This is a genomic window from Kluyvera sp. EC_51 (assembly GCF_019584505.1).
GTDB classification, from domain to species: Bacteria; Pseudomonadota; Gammaproteobacteria; order Enterobacterales; family Enterobacteriaceae; genus Kluyvera; species Kluyvera sichuanensis.
This window is the reverse complement of record NZ_VDAG01000089.1, coordinates 1-19,454: the sequence shown is the minus strand read 5'-3', so window position 1 is coordinate 19,454 and position 19,454 is coordinate 1. Positions and strand designations below refer to the sequence as shown.

Sequence of the window (19,454 nt, the reverse complement as noted above, 5' to 3'; positions counted from 1 at the left end):
CATGCGTCGTTTCTCTCTCTTTGCCCTTTGCTGGCTGGCCATTTTGTTCGCGTTTACCCACTACGCGCACTGCGCCACCCTGCAGGTAGCACCGGTGATGCTGAATCTTTCAACCGCCCAGCGCGCCGGTGCGCTGTACCTCACCAATACTGGAGACCAGCCCATTCACGCGCAGATCCGCGTTTATGACTGGACGCAATCCTCGGGTAAAGATGTCCTGACGCAGACGAACGAGGTTGTCAGCAGCCCGGCGGTAACGTCTCTGGCGCCCGGCCAGCGCCAGCTGGTACGCATTGTGGTGCTCAACCCGGCTCCCCATTCACAGGAGCAAAGCTTCCGGCTGCTGGTTGATGAACTGCCCCGTGCCCATCTCGGCACCGACGGACAGAATGGCGTCCATTTCCTTCTGCGCTACTCCATTCCGCTGTTTATCGCACCTGAAGATGTGGCGCAAAAAGATGAAACCACGCAACTCTCCTGCCAACAGGAAAATGGGGAAGTCTGGTGCCAGAACCACGGTAGTACACATATCCGCTTGAGCGACGTTCAGGCTATTGCTCGTAATGGGCAGGTGGTCGATTCGCTCTCAGGTCTGGCTGGCTATGTGCTTGCGGGGAAGCAATTTTCGCTGCCGTTTAAACGCCCTCACCGCGATTTACTCTTCTCCTTACGCGCTTATCTGAATGAACACACCCAAGCCAGCCAGCTCAGCGTGTATCCTGCTGCTGTGGTTAATAGCCATGCCGCTTCACGCTGAGCCGCCCGCTGAAACAACGCAGTATCTCTCCCTCACCGTTAACCGTTCTCTTCACGACGGGCTTTGGCCCGTTCGCGTCGACAACGGCGAGCTATGGATCAACGTGGAAGATGCGGCGCGGCTGGGTATCGCCATGCCAGAAGCATCCGCTCCGTGGGTTAACCTTGCGACGGTACAGGGCATTCAGGCCAGCTATGACGGCCTGCAGCAACAGCTCGCCCTTACGCTGCCTGAAGGGAAACTGGCCAGCGTGCAACATCTGGAAACTGCACCTCACCCTGCGTCCGATGCCCTGCCTCAGGCCGATGAAATGGGCAATCTCACGCTAGATTACTCGCTCTACTCCAGCGAAACGCCAACGCTCAAACAGACGAGCTTACAAAGCCAGCTGCAAACCTCCGGCTGGTTGCCGGGTCAGCTTAGCAACAGCATGAATAGCCGTTTTCAGCGCGGAGATAACGCCACGCCAGAGGCCAACACGCGTCTGATGACCACCTGGCAGCTGGATTTCCCCGCCTCGCTCACCAGCATTTCACTGGGTGATAACGTGACGACGGGCGTGAACTGGAGCCGCCAGGTGCGTTTTGGTGGCCTGCATCTGGCGCGGAATTTTCAGCTCGACCCGCAGCTCAATACCGCCCCCCGCACGGCCTACAGCGACAGCGTGGTGTTACCGTCAACGGTCGATTTATATATCGACGGGCTTCAACAGAGCCACCAGCAGGTCACCCCAGGCAACTACGTGCTCAACACCCTTCCAACGTTCTCCGGCAGCGGTCAGGCGCAAGTGGTGATCACCGATATCAACGGTCAGCGCCGTGAAGTGACGCTCGATTTATACGGCGCCCCCAATATGCTGGCACAGGGCGTCAGCAGCGGCTCGCTGGATATAGGCTGGCTGCGACAGCGCTATGCCGAGCGCTCCAACGACTACGCCGCCTCGCCGATGCTGGATGCCGGCTGGCGCTATGGCCTCAACAACAGCCTGACCCTCAGCACCCACACCGAGCAGCACCGGGATGCGCATAACCTCGGCGTATCGGGCGACTGGCTGGTTTCACCACTTTTGGGTATCGCCAGCAGCCATATCGCCGGTAGCCAAAGCCCGGCGGGGGGTGGCGTGAAGTGGGGATTTGGCTATCAGTGGAACGGACAGGGTCTGGGCGTCGCCGCCAGTACCAGCCGCAGCAGCGATGCCTGGACGGATATCGCACGGCTTTCCGGCAGCCTGCCGGTCAGGCGCACCGACAACCTGTGGGTCAGCCAGGCGCTATCGGGCTGGGGAACCCTCGGCGCGGGATGGGTACGCCAGGACAGCGCCCGCTACCTTAATGCCAGTTGGTCAAAATCGTTCAGCAACCGCATCTCAACCACCTTCGCGTTTACCCATGCGCTCAACACGGGTGATAAGACCGTTCAGCTGATGCTGTCCGTTCCGCTAGGCCATAACGACACAGTGTCGCTGCAAACGGGTAATCAATCCACGCGCGCAGACTATCGCCATCAGCCGGATTATCAGCTCGGCGGCTGGTCATGGCAGCTCAGCCAGAATAGCGGCAATACCCGGCAACAACATGCCGATCTGGGGTATCTGAGCCAGTACGGCGAATGGCATACGGGGATAGACCGCGACAACCAAAGCAACAGCCACTATCTCAGCGGAGAAGGATCTTTCATTCTGCTGGACTCGCACCCCTACGCGCTGCGCTACAACCGCCAGGGCATTGCGCTGGTCACTACCGACGGCATTAGCGGCGTTCCGATTGCGGTGGAAAACCGCCCCGCGGGTACAACCGATGCTAACGGCTTTCTGCTGCTGACGGATCTGCCCCGCTACCAGAACAGCAAAGTTTCACTCGACCCGCTGAATTTGCCGCCAGAGGTGGTCACACCGCTCACGGAAATGCACGCCACTCCTGGGCGGAGCGAAGCCGTCAAAGTTGATTTCCAGGTACACCGTTCACACTTAGTCAGCGCACAGCTTATCGATCGGCAGAACAGACCGTTGCCTATCGGCAGCCTTATCACCTTTGGCGATAAGCAGTCTATCGTTGGCCGCGAAGGCTTCATCTGGCTGGAAAACCCGCCGATGCCCGGCACGCTTGCAATACAGAGCCGCTCAGGACGCTGCGAAGTCAGTCTGCCAGCTTCCAGGGGCGAAACGACCATCAATCTGGGAGTCTTGCCGTGTCATTAAAAATCCCCCTCGTTCTGCTCCTGCTGCTGTGCGCGGGCCTCCTGTGCCGTCCGGCTCACGCCTCAAACTGCTGGATAACCCAGGGGGAAACCTCTGCCTTTGGTACGCTGGTCACCGGCAGCGGCAGTTCGACGCACGCGAGCGTAAAATTCAGCTGCTACGCCGACTACGGCGAGACCCGTTACTTCAAAGTCTGCCTGAGCAGCCTGGATACCTCACCGTTTAAAATGACCTCAAACGGCGATGAAGAAGGTAAGCAATACACCATGCTGTTTCGCCTCTATAACGCCCTCGATACCAGCCAGGAACTGACCTCACAAGCATCGGGACGCGCACTGCAAACGTCACTCACTGCGGGGGGAAATCAGGTTGTTGGCGGGACATTTCCCCTTCTGGCCTCCATACCGGCCGGGCAGAGTAACCTGCCGGTACGCAGCTATTTTAACTACACCATGGGGCTAAGGCTGACCTGGAATAGCGCGACGTCCACGGCATCCCTGCACGACTGTCAGGATGGTGAGAACGAAGGGGAAGCCATCGACAACTCCTCCAGCGCCAGCGCTACGCTATCCGACAGTTGTTTTATCCAGAGCGTCACGCCGCTGGATTTTGGTACGGTCAACAGCACATCGCTGATGTCGCGGGTCGCTTCAACCGCCACCATTCGTTCTCGTTGCCCGGTGGGGACGCATTACTCCTTGGGCATCAGCACCGGTGAAAACGCATCAGGAAGCCAGCGACAGCTGTGTAACGATAAGCATCAGTGTCTGCAATACGCGCTGTGGCAGGATGCGGCGGCAACCACTCCCTGGGGAGAACAGATCGGCAGCAATACGCTGGAGGTCACGCACGAAGACGGAAATGTACAGAACTTCACCGTTTACGGCACCGTACCTCCGCAGACGCTCACCGGTACCGGCTTGTTTAGTGACGACGTGGTGATTACGCTTACTTATTAATCAGATTTGGGCGCGCCGGATCAATGTTACCGATAACAACTCGAGTTAACATGGTCATCTACACGCGAAAACCACCTTGCTTCCCCGATCCGGATCGCTGAAAAACATGAAATATCTGCTCGCGAACGTGCTTGTTTATGACAACGAGGACGGTTCACTGACACTACAAAACGATCCCGACTCGGACAGTCAGGTGCTCACCTGCACGGCGCAACATATCCTCAACCTGCTGATTGCCCATCACGGCATGGTGGTCGAGCGAGAAACGTTCTTTGAACAGGTGTGGGATGAGCGCGGCCTGCGCGGCTCCAGTAACTCACTGAATCAGTACATCAGCATTCTGCGGAAAATTTTCGCCACGCTGGTGCCTGACAGCCCGTTTATTGTCACCGTGCCAAAAGTCGGGTTTATGTTCAGCGCAGAGACCTCCATCGTGCCGCTTTCTGCCCCACGTGTCCCGACGGTGGCTAAACCCGAAAAAATCTCCCGCGCCAGAAATTTTACCGCCCTCTACGCACTGGTCACGGTTATCGTGCTCACGCTCTGCGGCACAGCAATCGCCTGGAAAAACCAGCAGCAGCAGGCTGAGATCTATTTACTGGATCATATCGACACCTGCCCGGTCTACACCCTCGCTCCGCTGGCAGATGTCTTCCGGGAACGGGCTAAAACGCTGATAAAACAGATTAAAAACGACGGGGCATTCTCCTGCCTGAACCATTCGGTGTTCTACGCGCACATTCAGGATCCCCTGCTGTACGGCGATGACGGCCGACTGGTACTCTCGCAATGCTCTCAGTTTCTTGGCAAAGCCAGCGCCTGCCAGACGCTCTATTACTACGAGTGGCAAAAGTGAAAAAGCATAAACGGCTGATTGTCGTCCTTCTTGTTAACCTGCTGATTATCCTCGGCACCTCGCTCTGGATACACAACACCACGCGCCTCTCCATGACCTGTCAGGGCAGCCTGACCTATAAGGACAGCCATCAGGACAACCGCTTCTCATTTGAAGGAATGGTGGTGATGCACTTTGCGCCTGACGGTACCGGCTATTTCAATATGAACGGCGAGGTGCTTAACGATGGGCAACATACTAAAGTGTCTCGCCAGGAGAGCTTTGACTGGCACTACGTGCATGAAACGTTTTACGAGCTACGCATCAAACAGGTCGAGAAGTTTGGTCACGATAACGTGCCCGCAGGGGTATTTGAAAAATATGCGCTGGGTATTACCCCTGGTCAGAAACGGCTGTTGAGCATTCGCAAAACGCCGGATAATGCGATGATTATCAGTAACTTTTATTCGCCAATTTTGGTTTGCGCCGGTTAACGACAGGCTATACTTGCCCCATGATAACTCTCGTTCGTCCGACCACTGCTGCGGATATCGCCGCACTTCCAGACATTGAACGCGCCGCCGGGCAATGCTTTCGGCAGATACCCGAATTGAGCTGGCTCGCTCAAGGCCCCGTCATCTCTGCCCGTTGCCATCAGCATTATCTGCAGCAGGAAATGAGTTGGGTGGTAGAACACGGCGGTCAACCGCGTGGTTTTCTGTTAGCAGAAGCACAGGATTCGACGCTGTTTATTGTCGAGCTCTCCGTGCATCAGGCGAGTCAGGGAATAGGGTTAGGTCGACGCCTTCTTAGCGATGTCGCGGTAGAGGCCAAAGCAAGGAGCTTCACGTCGCTCACGCTCACCACCTTTCGGGATGTACCCTGGAACGCGCCGTGGTATGCCCGAATGGGATTCGAAATGCTACCGGAAACGTCATTGAACGCTGCGCTACGGCAAAAGCTGGCACAAGAAGTGGCGCACGGCATGGCGTATGAATCACGCTGCGCCATGCGCCTGATGCTGAGCTAATGCGCCCTGACAGGGGCGCATGTCATATCAGAAGGTTTCCCAGTTTTCCCCGGTGTCGGTTGCCGCCGCTTTACGCAGCGTACCCGGCGCTGGCGCAGCGGCCACGCTGACCGGTTCGCGCGCGGTACTTGCCTGGCCCTGCTGGATGCGGAACACGGCCACCGCCTGCGTCAGTCGGCTAGCCTGCTCTTCCAGCGCCGCGGCGGCTGCCGCGGACTCTTCCACCAGCGAGGCGTTCTGTTGGGTGACACGGTCCATCTCCGATACCGCCAGGCCAACCTGGTCGATACCCCGGCTCTGCTCGTCAGATGCGGAAGCAATTTCGCCCATGATATCGGTTACGCGGGTCACCGCATTCACGATTTCATCCATGGTTTCGCCCGCGCTTTCTACCAGCGTGGAACCGAGGTCGACACGGTTTACCGAGTCTTCAATCAGACTCTTAATTTCCCGTGCCGCCTGGGCGCTGCGCTGCGCCAGGTTGCGAACTTCACCGGCGACCACTGCAAAACCACGCCCCTGTTCACCGGCACGTGCGGCTTCCACCGCGGCGTTCAGTGCCAGAATGTTGGTCTGGAAGGCAATACCGTCAATCACGCTGATAATGTCGGCAATTTTCTGCGAACTGGCGGTGATATCACGCATGGTCTGCACCACGTTATCCACGACTTTACCGCCCTTCTGCGCGGTTTCCGATGCGCTCAGCGCCAGATGGCTTGCCTGACGGGCGTTTTCGGCGTTCTGCTTCACGGTCGCCGTCAGCTCTTCCATACTCGCCGCCGTCTCTTCCAGAGAAGCCGCCTGCTGCTCGGTACGTGAAGAGAGGTCGTTGTTGCCCATCGCAATTTCACTCGCGCCGCTGTAAATCGCGTGAGCCCCCTGACGAACTTCACCCACGGTGCGCGCCAGTTCACCCTGCATATGGCGCAGAGAGTGTGCCAGCTCGCCCATTTCGTTGTCGCTTTCCACGTCGATGCGTTTGACCAGGTCACCGCCCGCAATGTGGCGAATGCTGTCGATTAAACGATTCAGTGGTTCGATAAGCGTCTTGCGCACGCCCAGCCAGACGGAGATGATCACGGCCAGTACGGCGATCATCACGCTAAACAGGATCCACATGGCCTGCGTGTAGGAGGCATTGCTGTCGTTGACCGCCAGGTCGTACAGGCTGTCGTTCTGTTGCAGATAGTTGACGTACGCCTTCTCAAAGCCGTCCTGATAACCCTGAGTCGGTTGGTCGAAGAAGTCGTTGATTTTGCCTGCGCCCAGCAGTTGGATAAGTTCGGACAGCGCGCCGTGGTAGATATCGTAGTTACGTTTGATTTCCAGCGCCGCCGCTTCGCTCTGACGCGGGTCACGCGGCATCGCTTCGTACTCGGTCCAGCGTTTTTCCGCATCTGACAGTGATTTGGTGGCAATCTGCATCAACTCGGCAACGGTAGCGCCGCTGCCGATATTGTTCTGATCCATCATGTAACGGATCCCTGCACGGTTGAGAGTATTGCGGGTTTGCAGCAGAGCAACCCAGCTCCCGTTCAGCCCGGACTGCTGCTGACGCACAGTTTGCAGAATGGTGAAGTTCTCTTTGTCATGCTTCAAAGAGTTAAAGAACAGTCCCCCTGACGCCAGCTGTAACAGGCCAAACAACACCAAAACCAGCACGAGGCTGGTGACGATCTTTATACGTTTTAACATGTTTCTCTTTCCTCCGGACGAATAACGAGTTTTCGGCGGGAAAAGACAAAACTTTATAGAAATTGTGACTATTAATACGGGTAGCGGCGCGATTTTGCATCACCGAGCGTGCCTGTTCCCCTCACCCTAGCCCTCTCCCCATAGGGGAGAGGGAACCGATGAGTGCAGATTGACGGATCGCGTAGCCCGGCCAAGCGGAGCGCCGCCGGGGATGCTCGTTACCCGCGCAGCGCACAAATCTCGTCGTACAGGCCACGAGAAACATCCAGCCCCTGTTTCTCACTTCGCTCGCGAGCCAGATAGCGCCGTTCACCCGGCAGCCTCGCACCCTGCGCCTGCATGCCGCTAAACAACGTCTCAGCGCGCGCCAGATGCGTCCCGGCCTCTGCTCCCAGGAAACGCTGAGGGTCGAGCGCCAGAATCAGCTCGCCGCCGTACGGCAGGCCACCCGCGCCGTTATCCCACGCCAGCGATTCGGCGCTGGTCATATCGCCAATCAGCGGGCCGGCGAACAGCTCCACCATCGCCGCCAGCGCCGAGCCTTTATGGCCGCCGAAGGTCAGCATCGCCCCGTCCAGCACCGCCTGCGGGTCGGTGGTTGGCTGGCCATCGCTATCAATCCCCCAGCCTTCTGGAATTGGCTTACCCGCTCGCTGATGCAGCTGAATTTCACCGCGCGCTGCGGCGCTGGTCGCCATATCAAAAATAAACGGCGGCTTCGCACCGCGTGGCCAGCCGAACGCAATCGGGTTGGTGCCGAACAGCGGCTGGGTGCCGCCCGCCGGGGCCACCCACGCGTGGCTTGGCGTACAGGCGTAACCCACCAGCCCCACGTCGGTCAGCGGTTCCACGTCGGCAAACAGCGCCGAGAAGTGCACGCAACGGTTGATCGCCAGCGCCGCAATCCCACAGTGGCGAGCTTTTTCAATCAGCAACGGCAGCGCCTTTTCATAGGCACACAGCGAATACGCCCCGTTAGCATCCGCTTTAACGATAGCGGGCGCCTGATCGACAATCGTCGGTTCCGCATCCGGCGACACCTTGCCTTTGCGCAGAGTTTCTACGATCCCCAGCAGGCGCCACAGGCCGTGTGAGGCACAGCCGTCGCGTTCACCCGCAGTGACGTTGCGGGCGATAGCGTCGGCGTGTGCGGCTGAAAATCCGTTTGAGCTGAGGACGTCGAAGGCCAGTTGATAGGCTTCCTTAAGCGCGATGTTTACCGTTGTCATGTTTTTCTCCATATTGTCGGACAGGCTTTAGCGTAGACGGAGGCGCAGGTTTTACTTAGTTAACATAGTGATTTACATCACATTTATTTTATTAATCGCCAGCAATGTTCTCGCTAAACTCTATCACGCCTTTAATCAGCCGTGGATTATTGATGACATCTCGTTCATAGGTGCTACCCAACTCATCAAAGTGCAACCGGTGAGTCAGCAGCATGTCGGCGCGCAGCAGCCCACGCTGCATCAGCTCCCCCACCCGCGCAAAGTCCGCTTTTGTGGCGTTTCGGCTGCCCAGCAGCGTGGTCTCTTTTTTATGGAACTCCGGATCAGAGAACTGCAGGTCGCCTTTAAACAGGCCGACAAATACAATGCTGCCGCCGTGGCGAATCAACTCCACCGCGCGATTCATCGACTGCGCGCTGCCGGTGGCATCAATCACCGTCTGTGCAAGGTCACCGCCAAAGCTATCGCGCAACTGAGTGAGGAAGTCATCGGCCAGCGGATCGAGAGCCGGTAACGCCAGCTGGTGCGCCACGTGCGCGCGGCGCTCCGGGCTAGTATCCACCATCACCACCTGCGCGCCTTCCGCCGCCGCAATGGCTGCCGTCCCCAGCCCAATAGGCCCAGCGCCCACCACCAGGACCGCGTCACCGGGCTTCACCGCCGCACGGCGAACCGCATGCGCGCTGATGGCAAACGGCTCGATCAGCGCAACCGCTTCGGGTGCAATGCCTTCCGCCAGCAGGATGTTTTGCTCAGGTACGCATAAATATTCGCTGAACCCACCATCACGATGGACGCCAATCACCGCAATATTTTCACAGCAGTTCTCTCGCCCGCTCCGGCACGCAGAACATTCATGGCAGGAGACATAGGGGATCACCGCGATCTGCTGACCAACGTGCCAATGGTCGGTCTGGCTGCCGAGCGCGACGATCGTCCCGCAAATTTCATGTCCTAATACGCGAGGGTAGCTGAAAAAAGGTTGTTTCCCTCGCCATGCATGAATATCTGTTCCGCAGATGCCAACCGTTTTTACCTTTATTAAGACCTCATGTTGTTGTGGTTTTGGAATATCTCTTGATTGCCACGTTAATTCACCCGGTTGCTGACAAACCCATGTTTTCATCATTGCCATTACGACGTCTCCTGTTTTCGTTATGGTTGTTATTGTGGATTTCATATCGTTTCAGCATCAGCGGAATAAATTCTTGTGAATATCAGCGCAGAAATATGTTTTAAATTCGTCTTTAATAAACCACAGGGGGAGATAACCATGAGCCGTTCGCAAAATTTACGCCGCAGCGTCGTCAATCAAATTATTGATGGCATCGCCCAGGGCCATATTCCGTCGCCGCTACCGGCGCAGTGCTCGCTGGGTGACATGTACAGCATCAGCCGCACCACCGTTCGCCACATTCTTTCGCATCTACAGCAGCGCGGCGTACTGGAAAAAATCAATAATGATTACATCGTGATACGCAAGCCTGATGCTCTGGATGGCTTTGAGTGCCCCCAGGCACCGCTTGAGGAGCAGACGCAGATTTTTGAGCAGGCGTTTTTCTCCATGATCAACCAACGGCAGTTAAAGGCCGGGGAAGTGATGAGTGAAATTCAGTTGGCCAAAATGGCGGGAGTGAGTCCGGTTGCCGCGCGGGAATATTTACTGAAGTTTGGCCGCTATAATCTTATCGTGAGCGAAAAACGTGGTCTGTGGCGAATGAAAGAGTTCGATCGCGCTTACGCCGAGCAGCTATTTGAATTACGTGAAATGTTAGAGTTACATGCTTTACAGCGTTTTTTAAGCCTGCCCGATAATGACCCACACTGGCTACGGGCAAAAACCCTTCTGGAATATCATCGCCAGCTGCGCGACAATATTGGCGATAATGTCAAAACATTCTCGCAGCTCGATCGTGATTTTCATTCACTGCTGCTCTCCGCAGCCGATAATATATTTTTCAATCAGTCATTAGAAATTATCTCGGTTATTTTTCACTTCCACTACCAGTGGGATGAAAGCGATCTGAAACAGCGCAATATTATCGCCATTGATGAACATATGATGATCCTGATCGCCCTGATCTGCCGGAACGATCTCGACGCCACTCTGGCGTTACGTAACCATTTAATGACGGCGAAGCAGTCGATGATCCGTTCGATCGATCAAACCGCTCGCCGTTAACCCCGCTACGGCAGCATCTGTACCTGCCGCTGAGGCCGGTCCTGATCGCCGATAAAGTGGCTCATCGCCAGCAGCATTTCCAGCGCTTCATGGCGGCGCAGATAGCGCCGAGGGTGAAAGCGCCCTTCGTGATTACAGCGCAGAAAACCAAAAGCCACGGCGCGCTGGGCGTTGGTGAGGTAAATATCCCGCAGAAGGCGGCCATCGGTGAAGGTCGATTGCAGCATCGTTGAGGCGTTGCGATACGACACCCCGCAGCTCATCATGGCAACCGTGGCGGCCTCTTCGCGGCGAATCGGTTTATCCGGGTTAAACTTCCCTTTATCAAGCGCCATCATGCCGCGCTGAATCAGCGCTTCGATGCCCGGATACCAGACGGAATCCGCTGCCAGATCGTCAATCACCAGGCCGCAGGATGGCTGATACTGCAACCCCCATAGCCGGATCACCATTTGCGCCAGCTCAAACCGGGTGATGCACTCCGCGCCGCTGTCGTTATCGAGAATGCCCCGCGCCCGCAGAATGCCCGCATTGACCGACTCGCCGCTTGCCAATTGAATGCTGCCCTCCGGCCCAATCAACCAGGGCTTGCCGAGCAGACTCATCTGCCCATGGTGTACCTGGCAGCGAACAAAACGCCCGCTCATGGTCGGCGTTAGCGCCAGAATGTCCCCTTCACCGAGCGGCGTCATTGGCCCGTCCGCCGTTTTACCCAGCCACCAGTCGTAGCGCAGCACCGCGTCATCGTTCCCCGGTAGCGTCGCCACCGCGCGCAGATAATCCCCTACCTGCGGCAATCCACGGACAAAAAGCTGCACCGGACGCGGATAATCGAGCCCGTTAATCACCACGTTTTCCATTTTAACGCCGCGTCCCCAGTGGGCGGCATGCAGCGGGTTCTCGACATCGTGAAGGCGGATATCTTTCAGCACCAGCCCGTCAATCGGCGACTGCGGCAGCCCTTCAATGAACAGGCCGTACTCTCCGCCGCTCGCTTCCAGATCTTCAATGACGATATTGCGAAAGCGCGGTAAGTGGCTGCCGTAGACCCCTTCGGCATAGTTCATGGTGGCGTGGACCACGGCATCGCGCACCCGCTTCACCTTAGAGTGACGCAGCCAGACGTTTTCAATCACCCCGCCGCGCAGCGCGTTGGCCTTCAGGCGCAGGGGATAGGTTAAGGCCGGGCTATCGAATTCGTTGCCCGCGGCAAAAACGTTGCGGATGCCGCCGCTCATTTCACTGCCCAGCGCGATGCCGCCGTGACCATCGGCGAAACGGTTATTACGGATGATGATATTTTCGCAGGGAATATTGGCTTCACGCCCGTCGCGATCGCGCCCGGATTTAATGGCAATACAGTCATCACCGGAATCAAACAGATTGTCTTCAATCAGCACATAGCAGCAGCTTTCCGGATCCACACCGTCGTTGTTGTGGCCGTGCGAGCGTAGCGTCATGCCGCGCACCGTCACGTTGCGGCACATAACCGGGTTGACCTGCCACATCGGCGAGTTGCGTAGCGTGACTCCCGCCAGCAGCACGTTCTGGCAGTGCAGCGTCTGGATAAACATCGGGCGTAAATAGTGGCCGTCGCCAAAGCGGCGCTCCGCCACCGGTACCCCGTTGAGGTTCATTTCGCGCAGCCGCAGGCTTGCGGGACGCTGCAAATTTTGCGCGTGAGTCGACCAGGCGTGTTCAATCTGATGGGTCCAGTGCCACCACACGCTTTCGCTGGCCTGCCCGTCCAGAGTACCGCTGCCGGTCAACGCGATGTTGTGCGCATGACGCGCGTAGATCAGCGCCCGGTAGTTCCACAGGGGCGAGCACTCCCAGTGACCATAGGCCAGCGGGTAGTGTGCTTCGGTGGTGTCGGTGGTGAACAGCAGCACGCTCTGGCGGCTTTCCAGATGCAGATCAATGTTGCTCAACAGCTCTAGCGAACCGGTGAGGTAGCGCCCGGCAGGCACCACCACGCGGCCGCCGCCCAGCGCGTGCAGTTGGGAAATCGCCCGCTGAAGGGCATCGGTATCCAGCGTCGCCCCGTCACCGACCGCACCACAGTCGCGTACGTTTATCTCTCTGGCGGGAAACTGCGGATCGCGGATCCGCGCCAGAATCTTTCTCTCTTCCTCCACGCTCAGCACTACGCTGGGGTTTATGGTCATCACCTTGTCCTTAAGTTCAGATTATAAATGGGCGAGCGCTTCCCCTAATGCCAGCATCGCCAGCGACTGCCCGTAGGCGCGCTGACGTACGCGAATATCCAGATAATGCTGCAAATCGCGCCCGACTGACGTTCCGGCTGACACATCCGCCACTTCACCGTGTTCATTAATTCGTGCCATCAACGCCTGCACGCCCGCCCAGCCCGCATCGCGGCAGCGGTTATCCAGCAGGCCAAGCCGCGCGCCTTTCAGCAAGGCATAGGTCAGCCCAGCGGTGCCCGATGCTTCCTCGTAGCTTTCGGGGTGATCGATAAGCGTCGACCACATGCCGTTGCTGTGCTGATAGTGCACCGCCGCCAGCATCTGTCGAACAAATGCTTCGCGGATAAAACGGGTATTCGCCGTCTCTTCCGTCACCATCTCCAGAAAATCCACGCTGCCCGCAGCGGCCCAGCCGTTGCCACGCCCCCACAGCGCCGCACCGTAGTTGTTGCGGTCGATAAAGCTCCAGCCGTGCATCCACAACCCGCTACGGCGGTCGATCAGGTACTTGATGTGCAGTAAAAACTGGTACGCCACATCGTCCATATAGCGCGGCTTATCCAGCAGCAGCGACGCTTTTGCATGGAATAAGCCGCTCATAAACAGCGTATCCACCCACAGCTGCTCTTCGTTCAGGTGGTCGCTGGTACAGTGGGTAAAGCCATTTTCCTGGGTGCGCAGCAGGCGCGTATCAATCCAGTCGGCATACTCGGCAATGTCTGCCTGCCAGGCCGTTTCGCCTGATTCCATCGCCATACAGGTGGCCGTCAACATCGGCGCCATTCGGTTGATGTTCTTTTCCGGCAGACCTTCCGCCATGCGACGCGAGAACCAGCCGTTGAGGTAGGCCAGGTAGCGCGGCTCGCGGGTGATGCGGTACAGCCGCCAGATGCCGTAAATCCCAACGCCCTGCGACCAGTCCCAGTTTTCAATCGACAAGTCGGAGGCGATAACCTTCTGTTTTTTAAGCTCGGCATCGTTGGTGCGTACCACAATCAGCTCATTAAACAGCGTATCCAGTTTGCTTAGAATGGACTCTTTCAATAATTGCGACATAACCACCTCATTTACATGATTTTTTTCAGCACACGCTGCGCGCGTTGCGGGAATTCATCGGCCAGCTGTTCAACCGTGAGCTGCCCGTAATCAAAGCGCTGCACCGCGTCGAGGAAGTAGGCCAGCAGTTGCGGGTTTTCAAACCATGGCGACGGTTCGATTTTGCCCATTAACTTATCGACCTGCGCCAGCCCCTGAACCTGAATCTGGCTGCTATCCAGCACGCCGTCCTGTTGCAGCACTTTCACCGCTTCAGCGCTCAGCGGGACGCCACGCTGTAGCCCCATCGCCTTGATGCCCTGCGGGTCGTTCAGCAGGAAATTGATAAGCTTGGCCGCCAGCTCGGGATGACGGCTGTTTTTGCCGATGGAGAACATCATTGCTGGCTTGAAGAAGATCCCCGCATCGGTGGCACCGGGCAGCATAGGGTAAGGGCCCACTTCCAGATGTGCGGGCGCGCGCAGGCTTCCTGCAAAGGTGCCATCGGTGCTCCAGGTGTGTACGCCGCCAATTTTGCCCTCCAGCCACGGTTTAATTTCCCAGGCGTTGGCCTTGCCGAACGACGACAGATATTTCATGGACGGGATAACGTGATTATCCACCAGCTTTTTATACAGCCCGAAATAGTCCAGCCACTGTTCACGGCTGTAGTTAAAGGCTTTGGTCTGCGGGTTAATCATCGAAATATTGTATTTCTGCACCATATACGAGTTCAGGAACGTCATGATGGTGGTGTCGTGATTAGCGAGAATAAACGGGTAGTAATCGTCCCCCAGTTTGCTTTTAAACACCGGGCCCGCCGCAATCATCTGCTCCCAGGTTTGTGGATACGCCACGCCCGCTTTTTTCCACAGATCGGGGTTGTAGTACATCGAGCGCCCGGTCATGGCCACCGGTACACCGTTGAGTTTGCCGTTCACCGTCACCAGCTGTTTGCCCTGGCTCGAGAACTGCGTCAGGTCGATAAGCGATGCCTGGCGGTTAATGTCATAAAAACCGTCACCGTTTTTGGAAAACATCACCAGCCAGTTCCAGTTTATTTGCATCACGTCCGGCTCGGTATTTCCCGCCAGTTGCGTGCTCAGGCGTGATAAGTAGCCATCCCAGCCGCTGGGTTCGGTATTGATTTTGACGTCAGGGTTTTGTGCTTCGAAGGCTTTAATCGCTTCCGTCGTGGCCTGGTGCCGCTGGTTACCGCCCCACCACGACATGCGTAACTCGGTGGCGGACTGACCCATCATCGGCCACAACATTCCCGCCCCCAGCACGCAACACATCACTTTTAGCCGCATATTTTTCATTGTTTTCGTCCTTTTTAAGGATACAGGCCGATGAGCGACGTGGCTCACCGTCCGAAGATGAGTCAAATAGTCGGAAAAAACGGACGATGTGGAGCAGACCAGGACCCGGAGTTGTGATCAATAAGTGACAATAGTGTTTTTAATTGGTTTTTAATCATACGAAGTCCGTCGTAGGGAAACGACGCCGAGGAAAAAACTTGAGATCTCAATCACATATTTAGCTACCGTTCAGCATGTAGCCAACCGCTTACCCCCTCACATAACCGCTTAGCCATCGCTTTCAACCGCTCACCGATTTACCCAACTTTACGCGCGCGTATCTCTGGCAAGCTTGTCATCAGCATAACGGTCAATACCTCCTCAAACCCAAACTCAAAACAACGGCAGCTTCGGCTGATTATTCATCCTATTAGAACCAGGTTTTACTATGGATACGAAAAAGCTATTCAAGCACATACCCTGGGTGATTCTCGGAATCATCGGTGCATTTTGCCTCTCGGTCGTCGCACTGCGCCGCGGTGAGCACGTCAGTGCCCTGTGGATCGTCGTCGCGTCGGTTTCTGTGTATCTGGTGGCGTATCGCTACTACAGCCTCTACATCGCCCAGAAGGTGATGAAGCTCGACCCTACGCGTGCAACGCCGGCGGTCATCAACAACGATGGCCTGAACTACGTGCCGACCAACCGCTACGTGCTGTTCGGCCACCACTTCGCCGCTATCGCCGGTGCGGGCCCGCTGGTAGGGCCGGTACTGGCCGCGCAGATGGGCTACCTGCCGGGTACGCTCTGGCTGCTGGCGGGCGTGGTGCTGGCGGGTGCGGTGCAGGACTTTATGGTGCTGTTTATCTCCACGCGCCGTAACGGTTCGTCGCTGGGTGAAATGGTCAAAGAAGAGATGGGCCGCGTGCCGGGCTCCATTGCCCTGTTCGGCTGCTTCCTGATTATGATCATCATCCTGGCGGTGCTGGCGCTGATCGTGGTGAAAGCCCTGGCAGAAAGCCCGTGGGGCGTGTTCACCGTCTGCTCGACCGTGCCGATTGCGCTGTTTATGGGTATCTACATGCGCTTTATCCGTCCGGGCCGCGTAGGCGAAGTGTCGGTGATTGGTATCGTGCTGCTGGTTGCCTCTATCTACTTCGGCGGCGTGATTGCCCACGACCCGTACTGGGGCCCGGCGCTGACCTTTAAAGACACCACCATCACCTTCGCGCTGATTGGTTACGCCTTTATCTCTGCCCTGCTGCCGGTATGGCTGATTCTGGCACCGCGCGACTACCTCGCCACCTTCCTGAAAATCGGCGTTATCGTTGGCCTGGCGCTCGGCATCATGATCCTCAACCCGGATCTGAAAATGCCAGCCGTGACCCAGTACATCGACGGCACCGGCCCACTGTGGAAAGGCGCGCTGTTCCCATTCCTGTTTATCACCATCGCCTGTGGCGCGGTTTCTGGCTTCCACGCGCTGATCTCCTCCGGCACCACGCCGAAGCTGCTGGCGAACGAAAACGATGCCCGTCTGATTGGTTATGGCGCCATGCTGATGGAGTCCTTCGTAGCGATTATGGCGCTGGTTGCAGCCTCCATCATCGAACCGGGCCTCTACTTCGCGATGAACACCCCTCCGGCAGGCCTTGGCATCACCATGCCAAACCTGCATGAGATGGGCGGCGAGAACGCGGCGCTGATTGCGGCACAGCTGAAAGATGTGACCGTCCACGCGGCGGCAACCGTCAGCTCCTGGGGCTTCGTCATCACCCCTGAGCAGATCCTGCAAACGGCGAAAGATATCGGCGAACCGTCGGTACTGAACCGCGCAGGCGGCGCGCCAACCCTGGCGGTCGGTATTGCTCACGTGTTCCACAAAGTGCTGCCGATGGCCGATATGGGCTTCTGGTACCACTTCGGTATTCTGTTCGAAGCGCTGTTCATCCTCACCGCGCTGGATGCCGGTACCCGTGCGGGCCGCTTTATGCTGCAGGATTTGCTCGGTAACTTCGTACCGTTCCTGAAGAAAACTGACTCTCTGGTCGCTGGCGTGGTCGCCACTGCGGGCTGCGTAGGCCTGTGGGGTTACCTGCTGTATCAAGGCGTGGTTGACCCACTGGGCGGCGTGAAGAGCCTGTGGCCGCTGTTCGGTATCTCTAACCAGATGCTGGCCGCCGTGGCGCTGGTACTGGGTACCGTTATCCTGATTAAGATGAAGCGCACCAAATACATCTGGGTGACCACCATCCCGGCGGTCTGGCTGCTTATCTGCACCACCTGGGCGCTGGGCCTGAAACTGTTCAGCACCAACCCGCAGATGGAAGGCTTCTTCTTCATGGCGAACCAGTACAAAGAGAAGATTGCTGCCGGTGGTGAACTGACCGCCCAGCAGATTGCCAACATGAACCACATCGTTATCAACAACTACACCAACGCAGGCCTGAGTATTCTGTTCCTGGTGGTGGTGTACAGCATCATCTTCTACGGTTTCAAAACCTGGATGCAGGTGCGCAATAGCGATAAACGTACCGACAAAGAAACCCCATATGTGCCGGTACCGGAAGGCGGCGTGAAGACCTCTTCACACCACTAATCCACCGAACCCTCCCTCTCCCACTGGGAGAGGGTCGGGGTGAGGGAAAACGAGTTCCCCAGCCCGATAGAGATAACCTCGTCGGGCTTTGTCTTATCAGGATGGTCTATGTTTGGTAACTTAGGGCAAGCTAAAAAATATCTCGGTCAGGCGGCAAAAATGCTGATTGGCATTCCGGATTACGACAACTACGTCGAGCATATGCAGACCAACCATCCGGATAAACCGTACATGACCTACGAAGAGTTCTTCCGCGAGCGCCAGCAGGCACGCTACGGCGGCGATGGAAAAGGCGGCATACGCTGCTGTTAAAGGAGACATCATGGCACCGATTGCAGTAACCCTACTTACCGGTTTCCTCGGCGCGGGCAAAACCACCCTGCTGCGCCACATCCTCAACGAACAGCACGGCTTTAAAATTGCCGTGATTGAAAACGAGTTCGGCGAAGTCTCCGTCGACGACCAACTGATTGGCGACCGCGCCACCCAGATCAAAACCCTGACCAACGGCTGCATCTGCTGCACCCGCTCTAACGAGCTGGAAGACGCGCTGTTAGATCTGCTCGATAACCTCGATAAAGGCAACATCAGCTTCGACCGTCTGGTGATTGAATGCACCGGCATGGCCGACCCCGGCCCCATTATTCAAACCTTTTTCTCCCACGAGGTGCTGTGCGAGCGCTACCTGCTGGACGGCGTGATTGCGCTGGTTGACGCGGTCCACGCCAACGAGCGGATGAACCAGTTCACCATCGCCCAGTCGCAGGTAGGCTACGCCGACCGCATCCTGCTGACCAAAACCGACGTCGCTGGCGAGGCTGAAAAACTGCGTGAACGCCTGACCCGCATCAACGCCCGCGCGCCGATTTACACCGTCACCCACGGCGATATCGACCTGGGCCTGCTGTTCAACACCAATGGCTTTATGCTGGAAGAGAACGTCACCTCGAAGCCGCGCTTCCACTTTATGGCCGACCAGCAAAACGACGTGTCGTCTATCGTGGTCGAACTGGACTACCCGGTGGATATCAGCGACGTCTCCCGCGTGATGGAGAACCTGCTGCTGGACTTCGCCGACAAGCTGCTGCGCTACAAAGGGATGCTGTGGATTGACGGCGAACCGAATCGCCTGCTGTTCCAGGGCGTGCAGCGCCTCTACAGCGCCGATTGGGACAGGCCGTGGGGCGACGAAGCGCCGCACAGCACGCTGGTGTTTATCGGTATTCAGCTGCCGGAAGCAGAAATCCGCGCAGCATTCGCCAGCCTGAAAAAATAACCCGTAGCCCGTACCCCGTAGCCCGGCCAAGCGAATGTACGACCGGATACATAGGTAACACTTCAGACCGGGAACATAGGTAACACTTTCCTAGTCTATCCGGATAATACTACGGCTTTTCCGGTCATAGTAAGCAAGCGTTATACCGT

Annotated in this window: 16 protein-coding genes; 10 read left to right on the top strand and 6 right to left on the bottom strand. The window is 57.1% G+C overall.

All coding sequences use genetic code 11. The features are described from left to right. The first annotated feature begins 1 nt into the window (after position 1). From FHC49_RS16265 to FHC49_RS16240, 6 genes are all read left to right on the top strand, one after another. The gene (locus tag FHC49_RS16265; RefSeq protein WP_220440307.1) at positions 2 to 757 is read left to right on the top strand and encodes a molecular chaperone; all 756 of its coding nucleotides are present in this window, start codon (positions 2 to 4) and stop codon (positions 755 to 757) included. Continuing rightward, positions 741 to 2,954 carry a fimbria/pilus outer membrane usher protein gene (locus tag FHC49_RS16260; RefSeq protein WP_220440306.1) on the top strand — a complete coding sequence of 738 codons (2,214 nt, stop codon included), beginning with the start codon at positions 741 to 743 and terminating at the stop codon, positions 2,952 to 2,954. The genes FHC49_RS16265 and FHC49_RS16260 overlap by 17 nt, the downstream gene beginning before the upstream one ends. Next, entirely contained in the window at positions 2,945 to 3,913 is a 969-nt protein-coding gene (locus tag FHC49_RS16255; protein WP_185668222.1) for a spore coat U domain-containing protein, read from the top strand. The genes FHC49_RS16260 and FHC49_RS16255 overlap by 10 nt, the downstream gene beginning before the upstream one ends. 106 nt (positions 3,914 to 4,019) lie before the next feature. Next, complete coding sequence (locus FHC49_RS16250; RefSeq protein ID WP_185668221.1) at positions 4,020 to 4,769, top strand: winged helix-turn-helix domain-containing protein; 750 nt, start codon at positions 4,020 to 4,022, stop codon at positions 4,767 to 4,769. After that, the gene (locus tag FHC49_RS16245; protein WP_317983851.1) at positions 4,766 to 5,242 is read left to right on the top strand and encodes a FidL-like protein; all 477 of its coding nucleotides are present in this window, start codon (positions 4,766 to 4,768) and stop codon (positions 5,240 to 5,242) included. Before FHC49_RS16250 ends, FHC49_RS16245 begins: the two co-directional genes overlap by 4 nt. Positions 5,243 to 5,262: 20 nt before the next feature. After that, positions 5,263 to 5,778, top strand: a complete 516-nt coding sequence (locus tag FHC49_RS16240) for a GNAT family N-acetyltransferase (protein ID WP_185668219.1) — start codon at positions 5,263 to 5,265, stop codon at positions 5,776 to 5,778. Positions 5,779 to 5,805: 27 nt separating this feature from the next. Here FHC49_RS16240 and tsr read toward each other — a convergent pair whose 3' ends face one another. From tsr to FHC49_RS16225, 3 genes are all read right to left on the bottom strand, one after another. Beyond that, positions 5,806 to 7,473: a methyl-accepting chemotaxis protein gene (gene tsr / locus FHC49_RS16235; protein ID WP_185668218.1), complete on the bottom strand. Its 1,668-nt coding sequence runs from the start codon at positions 7,471 to 7,473 to the stop codon at positions 5,806 to 5,808. A gap of 218 nt (positions 7,474 to 7,691) precedes the next feature. After that, a complete protein-coding gene (locus FHC49_RS16230) occupies positions 7,692 to 8,702 on the bottom strand; it encodes an Ldh family oxidoreductase (RefSeq protein ID WP_220440305.1) in 1,011 nt (336 codons plus the stop codon). Positions 8,703 to 8,793: 91 nt separating this feature from the next. Continuing rightward, complete coding sequence (locus FHC49_RS16225; RefSeq protein WP_220440304.1) at positions 8,794 to 9,837, bottom strand: zinc-binding alcohol dehydrogenase family protein; 1,044 nt, start codon at positions 9,835 to 9,837, stop codon at positions 8,794 to 8,796. A gap of 138 nt (positions 9,838 to 9,975) precedes the next feature. On the opposite strand from FHC49_RS16225, the gene FHC49_RS16220 reads away from it, so the two are divergent. Beyond that, positions 9,976 to 10,884, top strand: a complete 909-nt coding sequence (locus FHC49_RS16220; protein ID WP_220440303.1) for a GntR family transcriptional regulator — start codon at positions 9,976 to 9,978, stop codon at positions 10,882 to 10,884. Positions 10,885 to 10,889: 5 nt separating this feature from the next. On the opposite strand, the gene FHC49_RS16215 is transcribed toward FHC49_RS16220, so the two are convergent. Genes FHC49_RS16215 through FHC49_RS16205 form a run of 3 tightly spaced genes read right to left on the bottom strand, consistent with a single transcriptional unit; the run spans position 10,890 to position 15,451 of the window. Continuing rightward, positions 10,890 to 13,052: a glycosyl hydrolase family 28 protein gene (locus FHC49_RS16215; protein WP_220440302.1), complete on the bottom strand. Its 2,163-nt coding sequence runs from the start codon at positions 13,050 to 13,052 to the stop codon at positions 10,890 to 10,892. 21 nt (positions 13,053 to 13,073) lie between these two features. After that, complete coding sequence (locus FHC49_RS16210) at positions 13,074 to 14,150, bottom strand: glycoside hydrolase family 105 protein (RefSeq protein ID WP_185668213.1); 1,077 nt, start codon at positions 14,148 to 14,150, stop codon at positions 13,074 to 13,076. A gap of 11 nt (positions 14,151 to 14,161) precedes the next feature. Beyond that, positions 14,162 to 15,451: an ABC transporter substrate-binding protein gene (locus FHC49_RS16205; RefSeq protein ID WP_223883214.1), complete on the bottom strand. Its 1,290-nt coding sequence runs from the start codon at positions 15,449 to 15,451 to the stop codon at positions 14,162 to 14,164. A gap of 427 nt (positions 15,452 to 15,878) precedes the next feature. Between FHC49_RS16205 and btsT the strand changes: the two genes are divergently transcribed. The 3 genes from btsT to yjiA all read left to right on the top strand — a co-directional run bounded on the left by btsT (position 15,879) and on the right by yjiA (position 19,305). After that, entirely contained in the window at positions 15,879 to 18,029 is a 2,151-nt protein-coding gene (btsT, locus tag FHC49_RS16200) for a carbon starvation CstA family protein (RefSeq protein ID WP_220440301.1), read from the top strand. Positions 18,030 to 18,137: 108 nt separating this feature from the next. Then, positions 18,138 to 18,341 (top strand): YbdD/YjiX family protein, encoded by a 204-nt coding sequence (locus tag FHC49_RS16195; RefSeq protein ID WP_185668211.1) that lies wholly within the window; start codon positions 18,138 to 18,140, stop codon positions 18,339 to 18,341. A gap of 10 nt (positions 18,342 to 18,351) precedes the next feature. Continuing rightward, entirely contained in the window at positions 18,352 to 19,305 is a 954-nt protein-coding gene (gene yjiA / locus FHC49_RS16190) for a GTPase (RefSeq protein WP_220440300.1), read from the top strand. Positions 19,306 to 19,454 lie beyond the last annotated feature (149 nt).